Annotated in this window: 32 protein-coding genes; all 32 read right to left on the bottom strand. The window is 64.3% G+C overall.

All coding sequences use genetic code 11. From position 1 onward, the window contains the following. Positions 1–574 (bottom strand): hypothetical protein (locus tag ACODT0_RS38805; protein WP_489043765.1); only part of this gene is annotated, 574 nt, incomplete at its 3' end. A 3-nt stretch (positions 575–577) separates the two neighbouring features. Then, positions 578–847, bottom strand: coding sequence for a HeH/LEM domain-containing protein (locus ACODT0_RS38800; protein ID WP_489043764.1), 270 nt, complete (start codon positions 845–847; stop codon positions 578–580). 54 nt (positions 848–901) lie between these two features. After that, positions 902–2050: a major capsid protein gene (locus ACODT0_RS38795; protein ID WP_489043763.1), complete on the bottom strand. Its 1149-nt coding sequence runs from the start codon at positions 2048–2050 to the stop codon at positions 902–904. Positions 2051–2112: 62 nt separating this feature from the next. After that, the gene (locus tag ACODT0_RS38790; protein ID WP_489043762.1) at positions 2113–2898 is read right to left on the bottom strand and encodes a hypothetical protein; all 786 of its coding nucleotides are present in this window, start codon (positions 2896–2898) and stop codon (positions 2113–2115) included. Positions 2899–3032: 134 nt separating this feature from the next. Then, positions 3033–3290 (bottom strand): hypothetical protein, encoded by a 258-nt coding sequence (locus ACODT0_RS38785; RefSeq protein WP_489043761.1) that lies wholly within the window; start codon positions 3288–3290, stop codon positions 3033–3035. Next, a complete protein-coding gene (locus ACODT0_RS38780; protein WP_489043760.1) occupies positions 3287–3523 on the bottom strand; it encodes a hypothetical protein in 237 nt (78 codons plus the stop codon). Before ACODT0_RS38780 ends, ACODT0_RS38785 begins: the two co-directional genes overlap by 4 nt. Before the next feature lie 9 nt (positions 3524–3532). Then, entirely contained in the window at positions 3533–4639 is a 1107-nt protein-coding gene (locus ACODT0_RS38775; protein WP_489043759.1) for a phage minor head protein, read from the bottom strand. Further along, on the bottom strand, positions 4636–6009 hold the full coding sequence (locus ACODT0_RS38770; RefSeq protein ID WP_489043758.1) for a DUF4055 domain-containing protein: 1374 nt from the start codon (positions 6007–6009) through the stop codon (positions 4636–4638). Before ACODT0_RS38770 ends, ACODT0_RS38775 begins: the two co-directional genes overlap by 4 nt. A gap of 3 nt (positions 6010–6012) precedes the next feature. After that, positions 6013–7440: a terminase large subunit domain-containing protein gene (locus ACODT0_RS38765; RefSeq protein ID WP_489043757.1), complete on the bottom strand. Its 1428-nt coding sequence runs from the start codon at positions 7438–7440 to the stop codon at positions 6013–6015. Further along, complete coding sequence (locus ACODT0_RS38760) at positions 7409–7864, bottom strand: DUF2280 domain-containing protein (RefSeq protein WP_489043756.1); 456 nt, start codon at positions 7862–7864, stop codon at positions 7409–7411. The genes ACODT0_RS38765 and ACODT0_RS38760 overlap by 32 nt, the downstream gene beginning before the upstream one ends. A gap of 29 nt (positions 7865–7893) precedes the next feature. Continuing rightward, positions 7894–8523 carry a putative metallopeptidase gene (locus ACODT0_RS38755; RefSeq protein WP_489043755.1) on the bottom strand — a complete coding sequence of 210 codons (630 nt, stop codon included), beginning with the start codon at positions 8521–8523 and terminating at the stop codon, positions 7894–7896. 67 nt (positions 8524–8590) lie between these two features. Next, a complete protein-coding gene (locus ACODT0_RS38750; protein ID WP_489043754.1) occupies positions 8591–9205 on the bottom strand; it encodes a hypothetical protein in 615 nt (204 codons plus the stop codon). A gap of 546 nt (positions 9206–9751) precedes the next feature. Next, the gene (locus ACODT0_RS38745) at positions 9752–10324 is read right to left on the bottom strand and encodes a hypothetical protein (RefSeq protein ID WP_489043753.1); all 573 of its coding nucleotides are present in this window, start codon (positions 10322–10324) and stop codon (positions 9752–9754) included. Continuing rightward, entirely contained in the window at positions 10311–10511 is a 201-nt protein-coding gene (locus tag ACODT0_RS38740) for a hypothetical protein (protein WP_489043752.1), read from the bottom strand. The genes ACODT0_RS38745 and ACODT0_RS38740 overlap by 14 nt, the downstream gene beginning before the upstream one ends. Then, positions 10508–10861: a hypothetical protein gene (locus tag ACODT0_RS38735; RefSeq protein ID WP_489043751.1), complete on the bottom strand. Its 354-nt coding sequence runs from the start codon at positions 10859–10861 to the stop codon at positions 10508–10510. The genes ACODT0_RS38740 and ACODT0_RS38735 overlap by 4 nt, the downstream gene beginning before the upstream one ends. Then, positions 10848–11141 carry a hypothetical protein gene (locus tag ACODT0_RS38730; protein WP_489043750.1) on the bottom strand — a complete coding sequence of 98 codons (294 nt, stop codon included), beginning with the start codon at positions 11139–11141 and terminating at the stop codon, positions 10848–10850. The genes ACODT0_RS38735 and ACODT0_RS38730 overlap by 14 nt, the downstream gene beginning before the upstream one ends. Beyond that, positions 11141–11761 (bottom strand): recombination protein NinG, encoded by a 621-nt coding sequence (locus ACODT0_RS38725; protein WP_489043749.1) that lies wholly within the window; start codon positions 11759–11761, stop codon positions 11141–11143. The genes ACODT0_RS38730 and ACODT0_RS38725 overlap by 1 nt, the downstream gene beginning before the upstream one ends. A 112-nt stretch (positions 11762–11873) precedes the next feature. Then, entirely contained in the window at positions 11874–12227 is a 354-nt protein-coding gene (locus ACODT0_RS38720) for a hypothetical protein (RefSeq protein WP_489043748.1), read from the bottom strand. Next, positions 12224–12676 carry a hypothetical protein gene (locus tag ACODT0_RS38715; RefSeq protein WP_489043747.1) on the bottom strand — a complete coding sequence of 151 codons (453 nt, stop codon included), beginning with the start codon at positions 12674–12676 and terminating at the stop codon, positions 12224–12226. The genes ACODT0_RS38720 and ACODT0_RS38715 overlap by 4 nt, the downstream gene beginning before the upstream one ends. Continuing rightward, entirely contained in the window at positions 12673–12816 is a 144-nt protein-coding gene (locus tag ACODT0_RS38710; protein WP_489043746.1) for a hypothetical protein, read from the bottom strand. Before ACODT0_RS38710 ends, ACODT0_RS38715 begins: the two co-directional genes overlap by 4 nt. Continuing rightward, positions 12813–13001, bottom strand: a complete 189-nt coding sequence (locus ACODT0_RS38705) for a hypothetical protein (protein WP_489043745.1) — start codon at positions 12999–13001, stop codon at positions 12813–12815. The genes ACODT0_RS38710 and ACODT0_RS38705 overlap by 4 nt, the downstream gene beginning before the upstream one ends. After that, the gene (locus ACODT0_RS38700; RefSeq protein ID WP_489043744.1) at positions 12998–13504 is read right to left on the bottom strand and encodes a hypothetical protein; all 507 of its coding nucleotides are present in this window, start codon (positions 13502–13504) and stop codon (positions 12998–13000) included. Before ACODT0_RS38700 ends, ACODT0_RS38705 begins: the two co-directional genes overlap by 4 nt. Beyond that, on the bottom strand, positions 13501–13680 hold the full coding sequence (locus tag ACODT0_RS38695) for a hypothetical protein (protein ID WP_489043743.1): 180 nt from the start codon (positions 13678–13680) through the stop codon (positions 13501–13503). Before ACODT0_RS38695 ends, ACODT0_RS38700 begins: the two co-directional genes overlap by 4 nt. After that, complete coding sequence (locus ACODT0_RS38690; protein WP_489043741.1) at positions 13677–14243, bottom strand: hypothetical protein; 567 nt, start codon at positions 14241–14243, stop codon at positions 13677–13679. Before ACODT0_RS38690 ends, ACODT0_RS38695 begins: the two co-directional genes overlap by 4 nt. Beyond that, entirely contained in the window at positions 14236–15036 is an 801-nt protein-coding gene (locus tag ACODT0_RS38685; RefSeq protein ID WP_489043740.1) for a hypothetical protein, read from the bottom strand. The genes ACODT0_RS38690 and ACODT0_RS38685 overlap by 8 nt, the downstream gene beginning before the upstream one ends. Further along, positions 15036–15353 carry a hypothetical protein gene (locus ACODT0_RS38680; protein WP_489043739.1) on the bottom strand — a complete coding sequence of 106 codons (318 nt, stop codon included), beginning with the start codon at positions 15351–15353 and terminating at the stop codon, positions 15036–15038. The genes ACODT0_RS38685 and ACODT0_RS38680 overlap by 1 nt, the downstream gene beginning before the upstream one ends. Continuing rightward, positions 15353–15757: a hypothetical protein gene (locus ACODT0_RS38675; RefSeq protein ID WP_489043738.1), complete on the bottom strand. Its 405-nt coding sequence runs from the start codon at positions 15755–15757 to the stop codon at positions 15353–15355. Before ACODT0_RS38675 ends, ACODT0_RS38680 begins: the two co-directional genes overlap by 1 nt. Then, positions 15754–16014: a hypothetical protein gene (locus ACODT0_RS38670; RefSeq protein WP_489043737.1), complete on the bottom strand. Its 261-nt coding sequence runs from the start codon at positions 16012–16014 to the stop codon at positions 15754–15756. The genes ACODT0_RS38675 and ACODT0_RS38670 overlap by 4 nt, the downstream gene beginning before the upstream one ends. Further along, positions 16014–16502 carry a phage regulatory CII family protein gene (locus tag ACODT0_RS38665; protein WP_489043736.1) on the bottom strand — a complete coding sequence of 163 codons (489 nt, stop codon included), beginning with the start codon at positions 16500–16502 and terminating at the stop codon, positions 16014–16016. Before ACODT0_RS38665 ends, ACODT0_RS38670 begins: the two co-directional genes overlap by 1 nt. 86 nt (positions 16503–16588) lie before the next feature. Continuing rightward, a complete protein-coding gene (locus ACODT0_RS38660) occupies positions 16589–16783 on the bottom strand; it encodes a hypothetical protein (RefSeq protein WP_489043735.1) in 195 nt (64 codons plus the stop codon). Positions 16784–16819: 36 nt separating this feature from the next. After that, entirely contained in the window at positions 16820–17104 is a 285-nt protein-coding gene (locus tag ACODT0_RS38655) for a hypothetical protein (RefSeq protein WP_489043734.1), read from the bottom strand. Continuing rightward, complete coding sequence (locus tag ACODT0_RS38650; protein ID WP_489043733.1) at positions 17105–17308, bottom strand: Cro/CI family transcriptional regulator; 204 nt, start codon at positions 17306–17308, stop codon at positions 17105–17107. Positions 17309–17331: the final 23 nt, after the last annotated feature.

The raw sequence follows: 17331 nt of genomic DNA, 5'->3' as shown, positions 1-17331 counted from the left end.
AGAGCTCCGTGACTTCCAGCGTGCCAGTGGTCAGGGTGGCGCCGAGCACCGCGATGTTCGGTGTGGCCGGCACTGCGAGGTCCAGGCGCTCGCCGGCCGCGATGAAGTGCGTGGTGGCGCTGGCTGTCTGCGAGCTCGACCCGATCGCGTACCTGATATCGGCACCGCGGGCGTAGATGCTGATGCGCCGGCAGGTCGTGGTCAGCGCTGTGTTGGCGCTGGAGCCACTCGAGGCAGCTGCCGCAAGCTGTCGCGCCACCAGCGCCTGCTTGATCGTCTCCACGGGAACCGCACCGGTGGATTGGGACGGGAGCTTCGTGTCGATGCTGGACAGCGAGTTGTTGCCCGTGGTCTGGGCGGCACTGGTGGCCGCGCCCGTGGGCAGCGGCAGTGCAGCGGCCGAAACGGGCTGCGTCGCCGGGAAATTCGTGACGGTGACCGAGCCGCCAGCACCGCCGCCCGCACCGATCAGTACCGGCGTCCCGGACGAGTCGATGGCATAGGGCCCCGATCGATCGTCCGCCTTATAGAAGCCTCCCGGCCCCGGAACGTAGCCGGTGGTGACGTCGGCCATGGCTTAGGCGCCCTCGCCCGGCGCACCGTCCAGCAGGGCCTGCAGGTCCGCCTTACTGGCGTTGCCCTTGAACTCGATGCCCTTGGCGGTCAGCGCCTCCTTGATCTCGGCCGCCGTCATGGCCTTCTGCCCGCCCTCGCCCGGCGCGCCGTCCAGCAATTCACGCTTCTCGCATTCGACCCACCCGGCCGCCTTGTGACCCGCCAGCGTGGAAGGATGCACCTCGATGTAGTCGGGCCCTTTGGACACCGGAATCAGTTCGATATCGGACATGATCTATCTCCGTTGGTTTGGGGAAGGCCGAGAGCCGAAGCCCCCGGCGATGCATCAGCCCATCAGGGTGGCGATGTGCTCGGACTTGACCGCGGCCGTGCCCCAGGCCAGGCAGACCTCGTACTTGACCTGGCGGTACTGGCGGTACACCCGCACCTCGAAGGTCATGCCCGTCACCGGGTCGGTGATGGTGATGGCGTCATCCGCCGAGTCGCCACCCTCCGGCACGGCCGGAGCCCGGGCAGCCAGCACGATCGCGTTCCGTGCGAAGGCAGCGTTCGGCGTGTACGAGTTGCCCACGGTGAGCGCGTTGGCGGTCGGGATCTGGATAAGCGCACCCGGCCGGTTCAGCGAGATGGTGCCGGGAGCAGCGATGCCGGTGCCGACCACGAACTTGTTCGCCGTGTCGGCCGCGAAGGTCACGACGTCGCCCGCCAGGACCGTGCCGGTGCCGGTCACCAGGGCGATGTCGCGCACACCGGCCGCGGTGGCGCCGCTGGTAACGTAGCTTGCGCCGGTGCCCTTGGTGTGCAGCGCGATGCCTGCCGAGTTGCGCAGCGCGAAGCTCTGCACGCGGTCGGTCATGCCGTCGCGCAGCATGTCGTTCGAGCCGGCCTCGTTGACCTTGAACAGCACGCTCTGCTTGCCGCGCAGGTTCATCATGGCAGCGGAGCCCAGCACCAGTTGCAGGTCGGTCTTCGGCGCCCCGTTGTCTTCGAGGATCTTCAGCACGCCGGCGAAGTCCGACAGGTCGCCGGCCGTGCCGAACGGGGTCGTGCCGGGCGTGCCGTAGGCCCGCGAGGCGCCGAGCTTGGCGGTGATGGCCAGGTCGACTTCCACGGCGTTCACAAGCTTGCGCATGGCGTCCGTGAACTGGTCGGCGAGGACCTGGTTGTAGACGCCGGTGGTGCCGACGGCGCGCTGCTCTTCACCGTTCCAGCGGACCGGGGCCGCCTTCGACTTGGTGATCGCCACGTCGACATAGCCGACCGTGGTGTCGCCGCTGTTGGCCGGGTTCACGCCGGGGGTGATGTCCTCCAGAGCGCCGGCCTCGCCGAGCGGGACGCGCACGGTCTGGCCGACGGCAGCGCGTTCAGCGTTGGAGTCGCGGCGCACCGCGGGGATGAAGCCGACCATCTCGCGCGAGACGACGTTGAGGGCCTCGTAGAGGGTCGGGATGATGCCGGTGAGGGTGTTTGCCATGATTGGCCTTTCAGAAAAGAGAAAGCCCGCTCATGGCGGGCCGTGCAGGGTGAAACCGCGGGTTAGTCGGTGATCGTCATCTCCCGCGCGGCCTTTGCTTGGTCCGCAGGAGGTAGAGACGAGAACTGAGCGCGGGTGATGGACTTCTTGCCGGATGCGCCCGAGGCGCCGGAGCCAGGCGCTCCAGTTCCCTGGGCCTTGGGCCACAGGTGTGCTGCGCTTTCACGCAGCGATTCCGCCCACTCGATGGGCGTCAAGGGGGTCTTGCCATCCTTGCCGAGGACGACGTCCTCACCGTTGACCGCGACCACGTCGCCGTCGGAGTTGACGGACCAGCCGCTGCTCTTGGCACGAAGAACGATGTCCTCGAGAGCCTCAGGCAGCGCGCCGGCCTTGGTGGCGGCCTTCATGATGGCATCGGACAGCGCGCGGCCGGCGAGCTTCTGGTTGGCGGCATCGCGACGTGCGATTTCGTCATCCTTGGCCTTGAGCTGCTTCGCCGTCTCGCTCTGGTAGCGCTCCGTGCGCCGATTGAACACCTCGTCGATCTTCCCCTCGGCCAGGAGCTTGGTCTCCTCGTCCGTCTGAGCCTTCGTCAGGAGACCCTTGACGGCCTCCAGGTCAAAGCCTTCGAACTGCGAGTTCAGCGCCTCGAACTTGGTCTTGATCTCCTTGTTCGCGGCGATCAGCTCGCCATTTTTCGACTTGAGGCCAGTCACAGCTTCGCTGATCTTGGTGTCGATGATGGCCTGGATCTCGGGGGTGATTTCGGGTCCGCCGCCACCACCACCCCCATCGGGATCGGGAGATTGAAGACGGGCGAAGAGGCGTTGTTTCCAGAGTGGCATGTGTTGATCCCCTTGGGATGCTGGGTTGGTGATGGCCTTCGGCCGGGATGAAAAAAGCCCGGCATCACCGGGCTTGAGGAAAAAGAAAACCCGCTGGACTTACGTGCAGCGGGTTCGATATGTCTACCGGACAGTTACGGGCGGAGCACAAGCAGCAATTCACCATCTCTCCAGCGAGTCGGCACCGCCGCTACCGAAAAGAAGCGCGTCTCCTTTCCGGGCTCAACTATGTCGAATGGGGAGCCGGGACTGAGGATGCCGACTACCAAGTCGGGGTCGAAGCAAGTCAGAATCACTTTGTAGAGATCGCCTGTATCGGCATAGCGACGAATCGTCACGCCACCCAGGCTGTAGACCATTGCCATCGCGGATTGCAACTGGACGGCACTCATCCCACAACCACTCTTTCGCCACGCATGTGGCAGTTGGCGCAGAGATACTGCTTCGTGCCGCCCTTGGCCTTTCCGTTTTCCCAAAGCACTCCGGTTTTCGTCTCGATCAGTTCACGACCGCCGCAGCGCGGACACTGGAGCAGGAACCCTGGCTTCGGCATCGCCTTGACACGCTGACGCACCTTCTCGAAGGGAGACGGTTCGGCGGGCGGAACGAGCTTGAGGCGGGTCACGCCAAGATTCTAGAGCCCCGCCTTTTCAAATGCCTTTTTGTTCAGCGCTTCCAGTTGATCGAGGGACAGCCAATCGCCCCGATCGTTCTGGAACTTGTCGATCGTGAGCCCGCCGTCTCGAAAAAGCTTCCCGCGCTTGGCACCCAAAACCTCATCTTGCACGGACGCGGGCTGGGTCTTCAACCACTCCCCGTAGGTCATGTTGGCATCTACTGGGCCATCTGCGCTCGAGCGTGTCCCGAATAGGCGCGTCTGGCCTGGCAGGAGAGCAATGCCTGTGCTTCGGCAGTTGTAGTGAATCTTGCCCGGGCCACAACCATGCTGAGTGCACCAGGGCACCAGATGCCCGATCGGCTTGGGATGCTCACCTATCGTGTAGCGCTTGCCGGACCGAGCAATGCACGGCGGACTTGTTTTGCCATCGAGCGTACTGATCCACATCTGGCTCTCAAGAGCGTCTGAGTTCTCCTCAAAGAACCTGTCGCGAGTGCTCGCCGCAGTGTGGCTCAGTGCGGACCGCACCATCGTCTCTAGCCGCCGTCGATCCACTTCGACGAAGCCTTCGACGTACCCTCGAGCTCGCGTCCCACGCAACTCTCGGACGATCTGTGACGTGGGCTTTCCCTCCAGATAGCCCATGCGAACAGCGTCGCGAATGCGCTTGGCCCGTTCCGGCCCGAGCTCCGCAATCGCTTCCCGAAGCAGCTTCCCGGCAAAAGGACGACTGTAGGTGGCCGCCCAGGCCTGCTCGGCGGTCACAGCCGTGATGCTGACACCCGCCCCAACATGGGAACGGTAGAGGTTGTATTGGAACCCCGCCTCACTAGCCGCGAGGTCGCGTGCGCCAGCATTCAAAGCGGATTGTGCGTCTTGGTAAGCACGGCCATTCAGCACTCGGACGCTCCCTAGAAGGTCTTCTAGGAACTCCACCGTCCCGCCCGTTGCCGGCATGCGCTCCAGCGCCTCCGCAAGGGCCGCAAAGACGTCGGCATCGGCGCGGTTCAGGATCGAAAGGATTCGCTGGACCTGCCCATTCGAATATCGCTGCAGGGCAACTGCATGCCGAATCGTGAGGTCAAGAACCGCCTTCGCCGCGGCAACTTCCTGCGGCGTCATTGTCCGCCGCCCTCGCCTCCCATGGCGCCCAGTGCCGGCCCCTCAAGCTCAAGATCTTCCTCGATCTCCTCATCTGTCCGCTCCGCCGCAATGACCCCTTCGGCCCGCAGGTACGCCCGCAGGTCCGGCTTCGCGATCGCGCCCGACTGCCAGGCGGCCACCAGCGACGTGACCACCGGCGCGTCGATCTTGGCCCTGGTGTATTCCTGGCTGATCTTGTACGAAGCATCCTCGGCCACGGTGATGTTCAGATACCAGCCGCACCAGCCGATGGCTGTTTGGTAGGCCTCGTTCACATTCGAGACGCACATCGAAAGAACCGAGGTCGATGCCTCCTTGTCGTTCTCGTTCTGCGTGGCCGTCACCGCGGCGCGCGTCTGGTCGAGCAGCCGGGCGCCCATCGCGACCATCTGCGCCTCTTTCTGGTCCATTGCCTCCTTGACCAGGGTGTTCGGGCTGGGCTGCGCGAATCCGAACGTGCCGCCCTCAGGCAGCAGGAAGGGATTTCGCGACCCGATGTAGGCCTTGCCTTCCTTCTCGATGTGGTCACGCCATTCCTCGGTCAGGCCGCCGATGTAGGGCTGCGCCTGGCCGGCGAAGAAGACGCTGTCCTCGTAGTCGGCCGAGTTTCTGTAGTGCGCCACGTTGAGCCGCGCCAGGTCGTAGAGCGGCGAGTCGTCGATGTCGGAATCGTTGTTCCGGCTGCCGACGAACTGGAATGGGATGAAGTCGAGCGCCTTGGCGCTGGATCGCGGCGCAATCTGCTCGATCAGCGTCATCCCCTTGCCAGCGTCTCGCCAGATGCGGCAGATGCACTTCCCATCTTCGATCGCCAGCTCACGGTACTGGAAAACCGGATTTAGCCCAAAGCCCTCGGGCTCTTCGATGCACTCCTTGAGGACCACAAGCGTGAGCTGCCCGTCGAAGCGCCAGTTGATGATCGCCTCGGCCGTGTAGGCCTTGATGACCGGGCGGGCCAGCCTCTCGTCGAAGTCGACGTAGAGGCCATGGCGGCCGACCTCCAGCACGTTCGAAACCGTCGCCTGCGACTGCTGGTAGATGCTGTTCTTGCGACCGTCTGCGTCCTTCAGCAGGTACTCGAGCTGGGTCGGCAGGTTGTGCCGCGGGTCGCGACGGAACGCGAGGCCCAGCAGCCCATCCAGCGTCCGCCCGGTAGCGTTGTAGAACACCGCGCGCTCGACGTAGGCCTTGTTTCGTGCGCGGTTGTCCTCGCTCTTGTCGCTGGCATTCAGGTACGGCAGGTATCCGCCGACGCGCATCGCCTGGTCGCCCGAAACGACGTCGCGCACGGTCCGCCAGCGCTCGGAGGCGTCGGCAGGGATGCGGCTGAAGGAAACGTCAGTTGTCATCGGTCAGGCGTTGGTTGCGGAGCTCAGCTTCATGGTCATTGCTCCGGGTTTCACCGCCAGCACGCGGTAGCGCGTCTCATCGCCGATGTGGTCCTCGGCCTCGGTGTCGATGTCATCGGGATCGCGGTCGCTCCGCGGAAGAACCGGGATCGTCCGGATGAACTGCCTGCAGGTGTCGAACACGAAGAGCCCAGGCTCTTCCATCCGCTCAGCGCGCGCCGCCTGTAGCCTGCCGCGCATCAGCTGCCAGCCGCGCTTGCGCGACCCGGGCGACTTGTCCGCCTTCTCCCAGCGCACCTTGTGGCGCTCCTGGATCTTGGCGGGGCTGTCGCCGTTCGTCTCGTCGAAGATGCTGCTGTCGGCCGGGCCCGGCCTCATGCGCTCCTGCAGGCCCATGTCGACCTGCCGGACCACAATGCCGTCGGCGATGCCCGCATCGCTCATCTTCAGACCCTCATTCGGGCGGCCGTTCCAGCCATACCACTCCCCGATCCGGAACAACGTCCCGCGCGGGAAAGCGCGCTTCGTACCGTCCGCCATGATGGCCTCGGTCCCGTCCGACTCCGCCCAGAAACCCACCGAGAACGGCTTGCTGCTGCCCCAGTCGAAAGCGCGGTCGATACGCCAGGTCGTCGGAATCGCGAACGGCCGCAGGACATGCTTGTCCTGATCCCAGAGGTCATCGAACATGCCGCCAGCGATGATGTTCCAGTCGCCATCGCGCATCGCCTTGACCAGCGCGGCGTTTCCAAGTCCTTCCAGGCGGTCGATGTAGTCCGGGTCCGTCTCGGCCAGCGTCGGGTTGTCGGCCAACTTCGCGGGCACGTACTGGCGGCGCATGCCGCCTTCCTCCTTGCCCATCTGCGTGATGACCATCGGCGCGGCCTGGTCGACGAACGTCGCCTTGACCCAGTTGTGGCCCACGCCCCCAGGGTTGGAGCCATTCACGATCCGCGGGAACAGCCCGATGTACTGCGCCGGCACTCGGAGCCCGCCGAGGCGGCACCGGCCGCGCAGGTAGCGGTAGATCACGTCCGTGAAGTGCGTCAGCTCGTCGATCATCAGGACGTGGATTTCCGCGCCCTGGTACTTGAACCGGTCCTTCTCGTACTGGCAATGGCAGAGGTGGATCTTCGATCCGTTCCAGAACTCGATGGAGTTCTTGGACCAGTTGATCTTCGCGTGCCCCTGCTCTATCCACTCCGACAGCATGGCGGGAAAGCCCGTCGGGCCTTCCATGTGGTTCTTCGCCAGGTCGTCGGAGATGCGACGGAAGATGTAGACCTGCAGCCCAGCAATCGCCGTGCACCACGCAATCGCCGCCGTCCGCATCAGGTGGCTCTTACCGCCGCCGGCCGCGCCTCCGTACAGGATTTCCGTCGCTGTGGAGAGGAACGCCTCAGTTTGCCGCGGGTGGAGGTGCAGTTCCATGCAGCACCAGCTTCAACTCGGGGTGACGAATCTCGCCGCTGTGCTCGAGCTTCGTCTTGTTCGTGAATGCGCCGCCCGACTCTTTGGCGGCCTGCTCGAGCAACTGCGACACCATCGCGACGTTGCCCTGCCCCTCGACCTTCTGAAGCATCCGCTCCAGCACCCGCAGCCGGTAGGCCTGGTGGGCAATAGGGATCGTGGAGACATCTTCCACGAACTTCTTCCGGGTCTCCGCGAAGATGATCTTGAGCTTGTCGCTCATACGCTCGCCGGCCACCGTTGCAGGGTTGTAGGCCTGCAGTTGCTGGGGGCTGACGACGATGCCGAACTGCTGTTTTACCGATTCGGCGACCACCTTTGGCGAGTCGAAGCAGGCCAGGGCCTGGACGATGAACAGCTTCACGTCAGCGGTGAGTGCTGCCATGTCTCGATTCCTTAAAACGCTCGTCAAACTCAGGCGGCGCGTAGCAGGCAAGTCCCGCATGCGCCGGCAATGTTCGACTGCCCGACTTGCGGACGGCTGCCCGCGGCGCGCGCCAACTGGGCGATTGCGCCGTTCGGGTCGCCCACCCCGTAGCGCCGAACCACGCCGACGAACTCCTCGACATCGTGGCCTCGAAGCCCGAGCTTGGGACGCCCTTCCTTCGTGAAGGCCGGCGCGCCGAACTCGTCCTTCTTGTGGTCGAGGTGGTAGAGCTCGTGCTCAACCAGGGCGCACCACTCGGCATCCGAGCACTCGGCGCAGTAGCTGGCGTCCAAGGTGATGACGAAGGTCGGGACCCGGCCGAACCAGCCGATGAACTGCTCTTCCTGGCGCATCTTCTGCCAGCCGCCGGCACGGATCATGACCTCTTCGGCTTGGCCGATGACCTTGCGCATCTGCTTGGCGAAGCCGGTGGGAGCCCAGAGGATCTCCAGGTCGGCGTCGATCAGGTGCGCGTGGTCCGAGTTGTGGATCCGCCCGTCCTCGGCGAGGATTTCCCGGCCGATCCAGTCCAGCACCTCGGGTGCAGGCTTGAAGCAGTCCAGGTTCAGCGGCGGGAACGGGCGCGCCGGGAAGGCGGGAGGACTCTTCTTCGGCATTCTGCGCCCCCAAGATCCATCCAACTCAAGCGAGAGAGCCGCTCGCTCGTGTTGTGACCCCGGCCGACTATTGCGACTCGCTCATCTCCAGCAGCGACCGAATCTTTCGGCGCACCATCGCATTCACGGCCTCTTGCGCCGCGAAAAGTGGCGCTTCTAACACACGAATTTCGGATTGCGTCGGAGGCTTCTCCATATCGACACGCGCCAAGATCGTATCCTGGAAAGCATCGTCGAGTGCCTCGACCAGATTTCCCTCTTCGGGCAAGAGAAAGATGGCCGCATCCCGGTTGGCCTGAATGATTTCGCTCATCGCCGCCTGCACCGGCTTGGCATGCCGATCTTCAAGAGCCACCGTCTTCCTAAGAAAATCCGAAGCGAGATCCGCATGACCTGCGACCGCGCGGTGTAGACGATCTAGCGCTGCGAACTGCTTCTCTGCAATGCGAAGCGCGATCGCCTTTTTGATCTCCTGCTGCGCCCTGGAGCGCTCAGAGTCCGATATGAGGCTGACCTTGTACGCCTCAAGTTCGCGCTGATGACGGGCCTTCGTCGACTCCAAGTCTTTGCTGAGCCAGTGTCCAATTTGGCCCTTGAATAGCCAAACAGCCAGCGCAAGCAATGTGGCCGTCCCCGCACTACTGGCAATCACCGTCGCCAGAAACTTTCCCCAGCTCTCCATACCCACCTCCTCCCTAGAGGATAGCGGGCCGGACACGCCGCCGGCTTCCTCTGGAGAGTGAGGAGTGGTCAGCCGGCGGCGGACACGGGGCAGAGGGTTATGGCTCACCCAACTGCTAGAGCTCGAGCAACCCAGCGGAAGGCAGCAAGAAGGGAACGCTGCTTGCCGGGACGAAAGCACTCGAAGGGATGAATTCGGAAGCCCGGCGATCCGGGCGGCGGCTGGCGCTTGGTCCTGTGGGCCAGACCTGGCCCGGCGCTGGCTCTCAAGCAGGCGCTTCGACATCTTCCAGCCGGCTGTCACCGAAACCTGGAGCGAACCCGGGGAGTCGAACCCCGCAACGGCGGCTTGGAAGACCTCCTGCCCCCACGGGCGACTCGCGGAAATGAAAAAGCCGCCTCGGTGGGCGGCTTTGAGAATTTTGGAGGTGGCTCCGCCATCAAGGGCGGGCCTGCTCTATTGCTTTACCGACGACACGTCGGCTATGTACAGGTGGGCGCACTGTACACGAAAATATTCCGCCGCGAAAGGGGTTTTCGTCCAGTGTCAGATCGCCAGAGAAGCGGCAATTTTCCGCATCGCCGCCGGGCCAGCGCGCCCCTGCTCCCGCTCCATCTCGCCCACCAGCCAGCGCGCGAGGTCGCGGTGCTCGTGACGGAACTGTTTCTCGAACGGGACCTGCCCCGTGCCCTTGCAGTGCTTGCAGATAGCGCCGCCGAGGGTGGTGCTGCCCTTGATGAGTCCCTGGCCGTGGCCGCCACAGTGTTTGCAGACGCTGTCCCGGTGCCACGCGAGGCAGGCTTTCGCCATGTCGGCGCACTGGACGGTCGTCATCTTCAGACGCAGTGCCGGCGCCTTGCCGCGGAGCCACTGGACCAGGATCTCGACGATTTCCTGCACCGCGCTGTTGTCGCCCATGAACAGGCGCTCGAGCGGCACCGCAAGCTCGGCTTTCGGGATCGGGACCTGCTTGCCCTTCGACCACGTCATGCCCTGGGACAGGTCACGGTGCGCCAGGCCCATGGCGCCGAGCACGTCTGTATCGCTGTAGGTGGTGCGAGCGTCGACCGTCAGGCAAGACGAGCGGATAGCGGTGGCGTAGCGGTCAGTGATCGTCATGAGAGTCCTCCTTCTCGTCTGCATAGAAATCCACCACTGCAATGGGCTCGACGGTGATGGTGGTTCGGTCTTGGTTGGCGACAAAGGCGGTCGCCGGCCGCATAGGCTGCAGTTCGATGCGGATGGCGGGGTGGCCCCAGCCTTGATCGAAGACGGCGCGCACGGCTTCGTGCTGGTCGCGGCTCATGCCTTGGGCTCCTCGAAGCCCATGGGGCGCAGGCCAGGCCATAGCGAAGCGCCGTCTTCGAGGTTGGCGCGGGACCGCATCAGCGAGATGTCGATGGCATCATTCCAGGCGGTCACGAAATCGCACCCCAGCCCATCGGGTCTGCAAGCCGATTCGGAATTGCCCTTTGCGGTGTCTGCGCAATGGGAATCACGCAGCTGGACGATCTGCGCCGCGATGCGCTCTCGCTCGTACTTGGCGCCGGCCTTCCACAACGCCCATGCGTAGTAGAAGCCCTCTTCATTCTTGTCAGCCGCCCGACCTTTGCATGCCGCCATGTACGCCGCCGTGAAAGCCTCACGCATGTCCATGTTCCCGCTCCTTCTGTAGCTCCTTGGGCTCGGCTGCTCCCGCTGGCGGCTCGATCTTGCGAAGCCAGGACTGAGCGAAGTCCGCCATGCCGCCGGGCACGTCCCTGCCCTCTTGGCCTCGGGCCGCGAACTCCGCATCGCATCGCCAGATGCGCCCGTACTTCGAGTGCTCGCCAACGCAATGAAGCACCTTGACGACCAATCCGAGATTGGGACTGTCTTTCCCTTTCAGTCCGTCGATGACCTCGGCCATGTCGCCGGCTTTGATGGGTTCTTTCATCAAAGGTCTCCTTGCCCTACGGGCGTTGCGTTGATAAGGGCCTTGCGCTTCGCGCGATAGGTGGTCTTGATGGACACCAGTTCCTCGCGGGTCCACTTGTGGACCTCGTGGTTTGCCTCGACAGCGGACAGGCGTTCTTCGCCGATCCGCGTGAGCACGCCAGAGCGGAAGGCCGCGTAGGTCGTCCCGCCCGGCCGGTTGCAGTTCTTCCGCTGGGCGAAGCAGTTGTCCTCGTTGAAGCGGAGGTGTGGTGCGCTGCCACGGCTGCGGAAGTGACCGGCATCGACTGAGCCCCCGGGCTTCTCGGGCTCGAATGGCTTGCCGCAGCAGATGCAGGTCTGGCCGGCGTCACGGGCTCTGATGAAAGCGTTGAACTCGACCTGCGCCTCGGCGATCAGGTCGGCAATGGTCTTCAAGGCCTCGCGACGCTGACGGTCGCGTGCCTTCTCGACTCGCTTCTCTGCGCGTTCTTTCTTGGCGCTCGCGGCGGCCTTCTTCTGCGCCATCACCTCCAGGAAGGGAGCGATGCAGTCCTCGTGCAGCACGTGCCGCGCGAGCTCTGCAGGCATGCGCTCTTTGCAGTGCTTGCAGCGATTGGGCTTTGGATTGGCGGAGAGCATCAGTGCACCCCTCCCAGTGCCGCGGCGGCGATCCCAGCCAAGAACACGAAGAAGGCCATCTCGCTCTTTCCGGCCATCACCATGAAGCAGCACAGCAGGATTGTTCCGGCGATCATTCCTTGCCCCACTTCCTGCGACTTGCAATTGCCTTCACCTCGTTCTCAGGTGCAGTCCGCATCCAAGCCAGGCAGCGCTCAAGACCTTCTTCGCCGTAGACAGCGCGAACGGCCTTGCTCCACTTGCGCTGCTCGATCCGATTCACGACCTTGGTGCGAAAGCGCCGTAGCGTGTCTTCCTCGAGATTCAGAGCCTCGCGGACGTCGTGGACGCCAGCCTTTTCGCCGAGGGCTCTGCGGTCATCCTTGACTCGCTGCAACCTCGTGTCCAACTCCTCCACGGCCTCGAAATCCGGCATATCGCCTAGGAGGTCGAGGAACGTGTCGACTGGTAGGTTTTGCCAACTCATGCCCAGCCCTCCACGATCATGTCCATGAGCCGGTTAGCGGTCGCCTCGTCCATAGTCGGCAAGATGTGCTGCAGCACGCCGTCGATTGCTGAGCTGTAGAAGACGTCGAAGTCCTCCTGGCCCATGGCCTCATAGCTCACGGACTTCGGAACCTGGACGATCTCGCCGGTCTTTGGGTCGGCCATCAGGTCGAAGTGCCCGGTGACCAGCTTCACAGCCACCAGCGCCTTCTCGACCGTGTTGTAGGTCTCGCTGTTCTCGGCAACGAGCTGCAGCAGGGCCATCAACTTGCGGTGATGTCGGCCGTTGCGCGGACTGGAGAACTCGAAGCGGAGCCACTTCCCGGGCTTCATCGTCTCGAGCCGGCGGCGGAACTTGGACCATGCGTCCTGGTCTGCGGGCGTGGCGCCGCGCAGGCCTTGAGGGGTGCGAACGAGGATGGCTTTCATGCGGGCACCTGGTTGTGGAAGTAGCGCATGGGCAGCGGCACGAGCTCGGCCGCATCCACCAGGATCGGCGGCGAGCACCACTCCCAGGTCGGATCGACGTAGACCACGCGGGCCACCGGGCCAGAGTTCAGCGAGATCACGTCGGCACCTCGGTAGTCGTATCGATGGCCCTGGCGCGCATGGCGTCCGTCAGCATCTGCGGCAGGTCCGCGAGCTCCGGCCGCTTCGCCAGTTCCTGCGCTCGGTGCCAGCAGTGCGCCTTCCAGGCCTCCGGGTTCTCCTCCATCAGCCAGAGAAGATGGGATAAGTGTTGGTCGAGGGTCATGCATTGGCGCCCCTTCCCTGCAGTTGGTGATACGGGCTGCTGAAGTCGCGGCGGAACTCGTTGCGCTTGAGCATGCGGACGTAGGCCTCGCTGACGTCCCATCGCTTGGCGAGCACCTCGGTGCGCTCCTCGGATGTGCGGATGTCGAGCACGCCGGCATCGCTCAACTTGCTCGTCTTGCGCTTGCTGGCGGCCACGCGCGCCGCGCGGGCTATGGTGTTGTGACGCTTGTTCGTGCGGGAGACCAGATGCGATCGCGTCACCGGCACGATGTGCTCATGGTTCAGGCAGTTCGCGTTCTCGCAACTGACCGAGGCCACACGATCCGACTGCCACGCCCGACCATGGGCGTGCTCCCACACCACGCGGCGCAGTGAAAGCTGCTTCTGCGCGACGGTTGCGACCGGCCCGCGGTCGTTGATCGCGCCCGGCCAGAGGAGGCAGTCGCCCTCCTCCACGCAGCGGGAGCGGATCTTTTCCATGAGGTAGGCGCCTTCGGTCATGAGCGCTTCCTCAGGGACTGGATCGGCTCACCGTCGTCCGTGAACTGCCGAAGGCCGATCAGGTCACCCAGGATGCGAAGGGCGCGGTTGATCTGCGCCATGGGCGCCGGCTCGCCGAGGCGAACCCGGTCCAGCAGGGCATGCGCTTCGGCGCGCTCAAATTCGATGCGGGTCATCCGTGCGCCCCCAGCACGCGATCAAGCCGCAGAAGCTCGCCCGCTTCGTCGCCGCCCGCCTCGCCCACGGCAGCCGCAATCGCCTGCTTGAGACCGTCCAGTCCGCACGGAAGCGGCCGGAACCCGGTGGTGCGGCGGCGAGCGCGCTCCGCGTGCTTCTCGTTGATCGCCCGGGCCTGCGCCGAATACCGGCTGCGCAACGTGTCGCTCATGCCAATGGCGTTCTCGAAGGTGTAGGCCTTGCGCGGCTCGCACGCGGCGCACAGAGCGACGAACTCAGGCAGGCTGGGCGGGAACTGCGGATGACGCTCTTCGCAGCGGTCAAGGGCCAGGACGACCGTCGACTCAGCGAAGCGGCGTAGCTTGAACGCCCACACCGTGCGCGCGCTTCCCACGCCCATGTCTCGGCCGCGGCTGTCGAGCACCCCCGACGCGAACTTGTTCAGGAACAGATTCCCGTAGTACCCGTGCATCACCTTGAACACGTTGTTGACCACGGACTCGTCGGGCTGCTGCTGGGCCGAGGTGAACTGCTCGGCGTTGACTGCGATGGGCTTAAGCATCGATGACCTCCTGGCGGTCCATGTCGAAGATGGCAGCGGCGGCGCCGGCGTGCTTGGGGGCGCCGTGGGCTTGTCGGACCGCAGCCCCGGGAGGCGGCGGAGTCCAGTCCGCGAGGTAGTGCTCACCGGGCCCGAAGAACGTCGCCGGCTGCTTGATGAACTGCGCCTCGGTCCGGCAGGCCACACAGAAGGCCGCGTAGCGCTGCACGCCGGCCAGTAGCTCGGCTGCGGCAACGCCGGCCTTCCGGCGCGCGCGCCAAGCCTTGAACGAGTCAGCCTTCGATGCACCCGGCCGACGCGGGTATGCCTGCCATGCGAGCTCGAACTCGGCCGTGTCTTCTGAACGTAGTGAAGAAGACTCTTCTCTCTTATCTAGACCGCTTTTTGTCCGCTTCTTGTCCGCACCAGATGCGGACGAATGTCCATCGTCCTGCGCCTCTTTGTCCTCTGCGCGCTCCTTACGCTTGCGCTTGGTCTCTTGTGCCCGCCGCTTGGCAGACTGCCCGTTGTGCTCGTCGAACTCGGGCGCCAGAAGACCCAGTTCCGGGTCGTATTCGAGCCAGCCGATGGCCTGCATGGCAGCGGCAAATCCCGGCCACGAGATCTCCTCGTCCAGCGCCTGGGGGCTGTACCCCTCCAGCAGGCCGTCTTCTGTCTGCTCGTCGAACAGGCTCCAGACCGCATGCAGTCCGCCGACGATACGGAATCTGTCCGCATTCAATGCGGACGCCATGCGGACAACCTTCGGGTGTCTGCGCAGGTCCGATCGCATCTTGATCCAGTCGCCGGCCACTAGACGATCCTCCAGCGAACCACCGGGTGCGCGTGCGTCTTCACGCTGGCCGCGCGCTGATAACCGTCGAACTCGATCAGGCCCAGGTTCTTCACCGCGGTGGTGATGGCGCCCCAGGACTGGTGCGAGACAGGCTGATTGATCGCGACGTGGCGGAACTCCTCCATCGTCATGTGGGTGACGCCAGAGGCCTTGCGGATGGCAAGCCAGCCGCGCAGTTCGGATAGCACGAGGGTCTTCCACTCGCCGTGGACGTCGAGCGTCAGCTGCTGGCCCGCGGCCTTCGCTGCTTCGGATAGGGTGGCGTTGAGGGTCACTACTCCCCCTTGGACAGCACGCGCAGTTCGACGCGGTGCCACCCCTGCTTCTTAGCCATGTCGAAGCACAGTTGCGCCGCCTCCGGGACCTCGAAAGGCTTCGATCTCGCGGGCTTGAGCGGTGCGATCTTGATCCACTCGGCCTCATCGAAAGGCAGCGGGACCATCACCTTGGAGAGACGCGAGAGACCGGCGTCGATGTCTGCGTTCCGCTTGTTCGCGACGGCGATCGAGCGCTCGCGATCTTGGCGAGCAGCCACCACGGCTTCGGGCGAGACGCCGACAACGCGCCAGCCCTTGTGATACTTCTCGGGCGCGTTGGACTCGCGCTTTGCGAGCTTCACGCGCTTGGTCGTGTCAACCTTGTCGCCGAAGATGTTGACGAACTCGACTGTCTCGGTCATTTGGACTCTCCATCAATGGCGTCTGCCCAGTTCGCACCCGCCTCGACGCGTTCGGCGATGCGCACGCGCGCGGCGTGGTCGTGTGTTTTCCAGAGACAGCAATGCGCTGCGTGGTGGATTTCGTCGGCGTCGGAAACGGCTGTGCCGGGGAATTCGTAGGGCGTTTCGTCGTAGCCAGCGAAGCTCTTTCCGCACACCGGGCACTCGAAGGGAGCGCAGTCGGTAAGGCGTTCTCGCGCAGTGGTCATGAGCGCCATCACGCAGCCCTCAGATGCGCCGGCTTGCCGGCCGCGTGCTTGCGCAGGATGTTCTGCTCGTGACGCTGCAGTGCTTCGCGAGCGTGGCCGATCTCAGCCAGGGACCGGTCTCGGTCGTTGTCCGAGAAAACACCGTCGGCGTCGCCCTCGATCGTGCTGGTCACGACATCCGACATCTCCTTGATCACCTCCGACATGCTGCGCTGCACGCACACCGGGCCCGACATCTCCACCACGGGCAAGCGGATGAAGCCGCCGGCGCTGGAGGCGATCGCGTTGATGAACGCATAGCAGTGCATCGACTTCACGCGGATCGCCTCCTCCGAAATGCGGATCGCTGTAGCGAGTCCGAGCTTGAACTTCGGGTCATCGCTCAGCTCCTTGCGCAGCGTCTCGCGCGGCTTGTCGAGCAGTTCGGCCAGCGCGTCGAGACCTCCTGGGAAGTGCTTCACGATCAGCACGATCGCGGAGAGAACCTGGGGAGCCATATCCGTTTTCCTTGTCGGTGGAGGTTGTTGCAATGCAGCGAACGCGATGCAATGCAGGAATGGAAGAGAAGACGAACAAGAGCGCGCTACGCGCTGGGGTGCTTGGTGGCGCCGCGGTCGCGATGCAGCAAGGCAGCGCACGCGGTTGGGTCAGCGCGTTCGACGCCGCTGTAGCCGGACTGCAGACGGTCCTTGCGCGCCCTGCGGTCCTTGTCGTCGTAGAGAAGGCCGATGAAGATCACCATCACGATGACCACGCCGAGGAGCAGCAGCGCCTTCACGCCGGGAGGGAGTTCGGTGACGAGGGGGCACATAGCTCAATGCACCGTGACGGAAGCGACTTCGACCGCGCCGTCTTCGCCCCACTGGTTGGCGATCAGCCAGTCGATGAACTCGCCGGTGTCCTCGACGGATGCGGCCATGTCCAGCCGCCGCACCCGGCCCGACTCGGCGAACCACTGCGCCTGAAGATTGCGCGCCGCCTCGGAGTTACCGGAGGCGAAGTTCAGGAAGCCAGCGAACGCGGCACCGCCATCGTTGAGATCCGTCGGCACGCGCTTGAAGCCGAAGGCCGCGCGCAAAGTCTGGATGAGGTCTGGCATCTATGCGCCCTCCTCTGCCTTTGCGAGTGCGCGCTTAGACTTGGGCTCCGCCTCGAACCATTCGGGTCGCAGCACCTTCAACTGCCAAACCCGCGTTTCTGGAACGTCCTCGCCCCACTGGGATACCGCGCCTGGTGTGATGTCGAGCAAACGGGCCAGCGCTGCGGCGGTTCCGGCCTTCTCGGTGGCAACTGAAGTCTTCATGGGAAGACAATATAGTGGACTAA

This window comes from Variovorax sp. FG153, from assembly GCF_057809595.1.
Note: the sequence above shows the minus strand (reverse complement) of the source record. Positions and strands in the feature narration are given on the sequence as shown.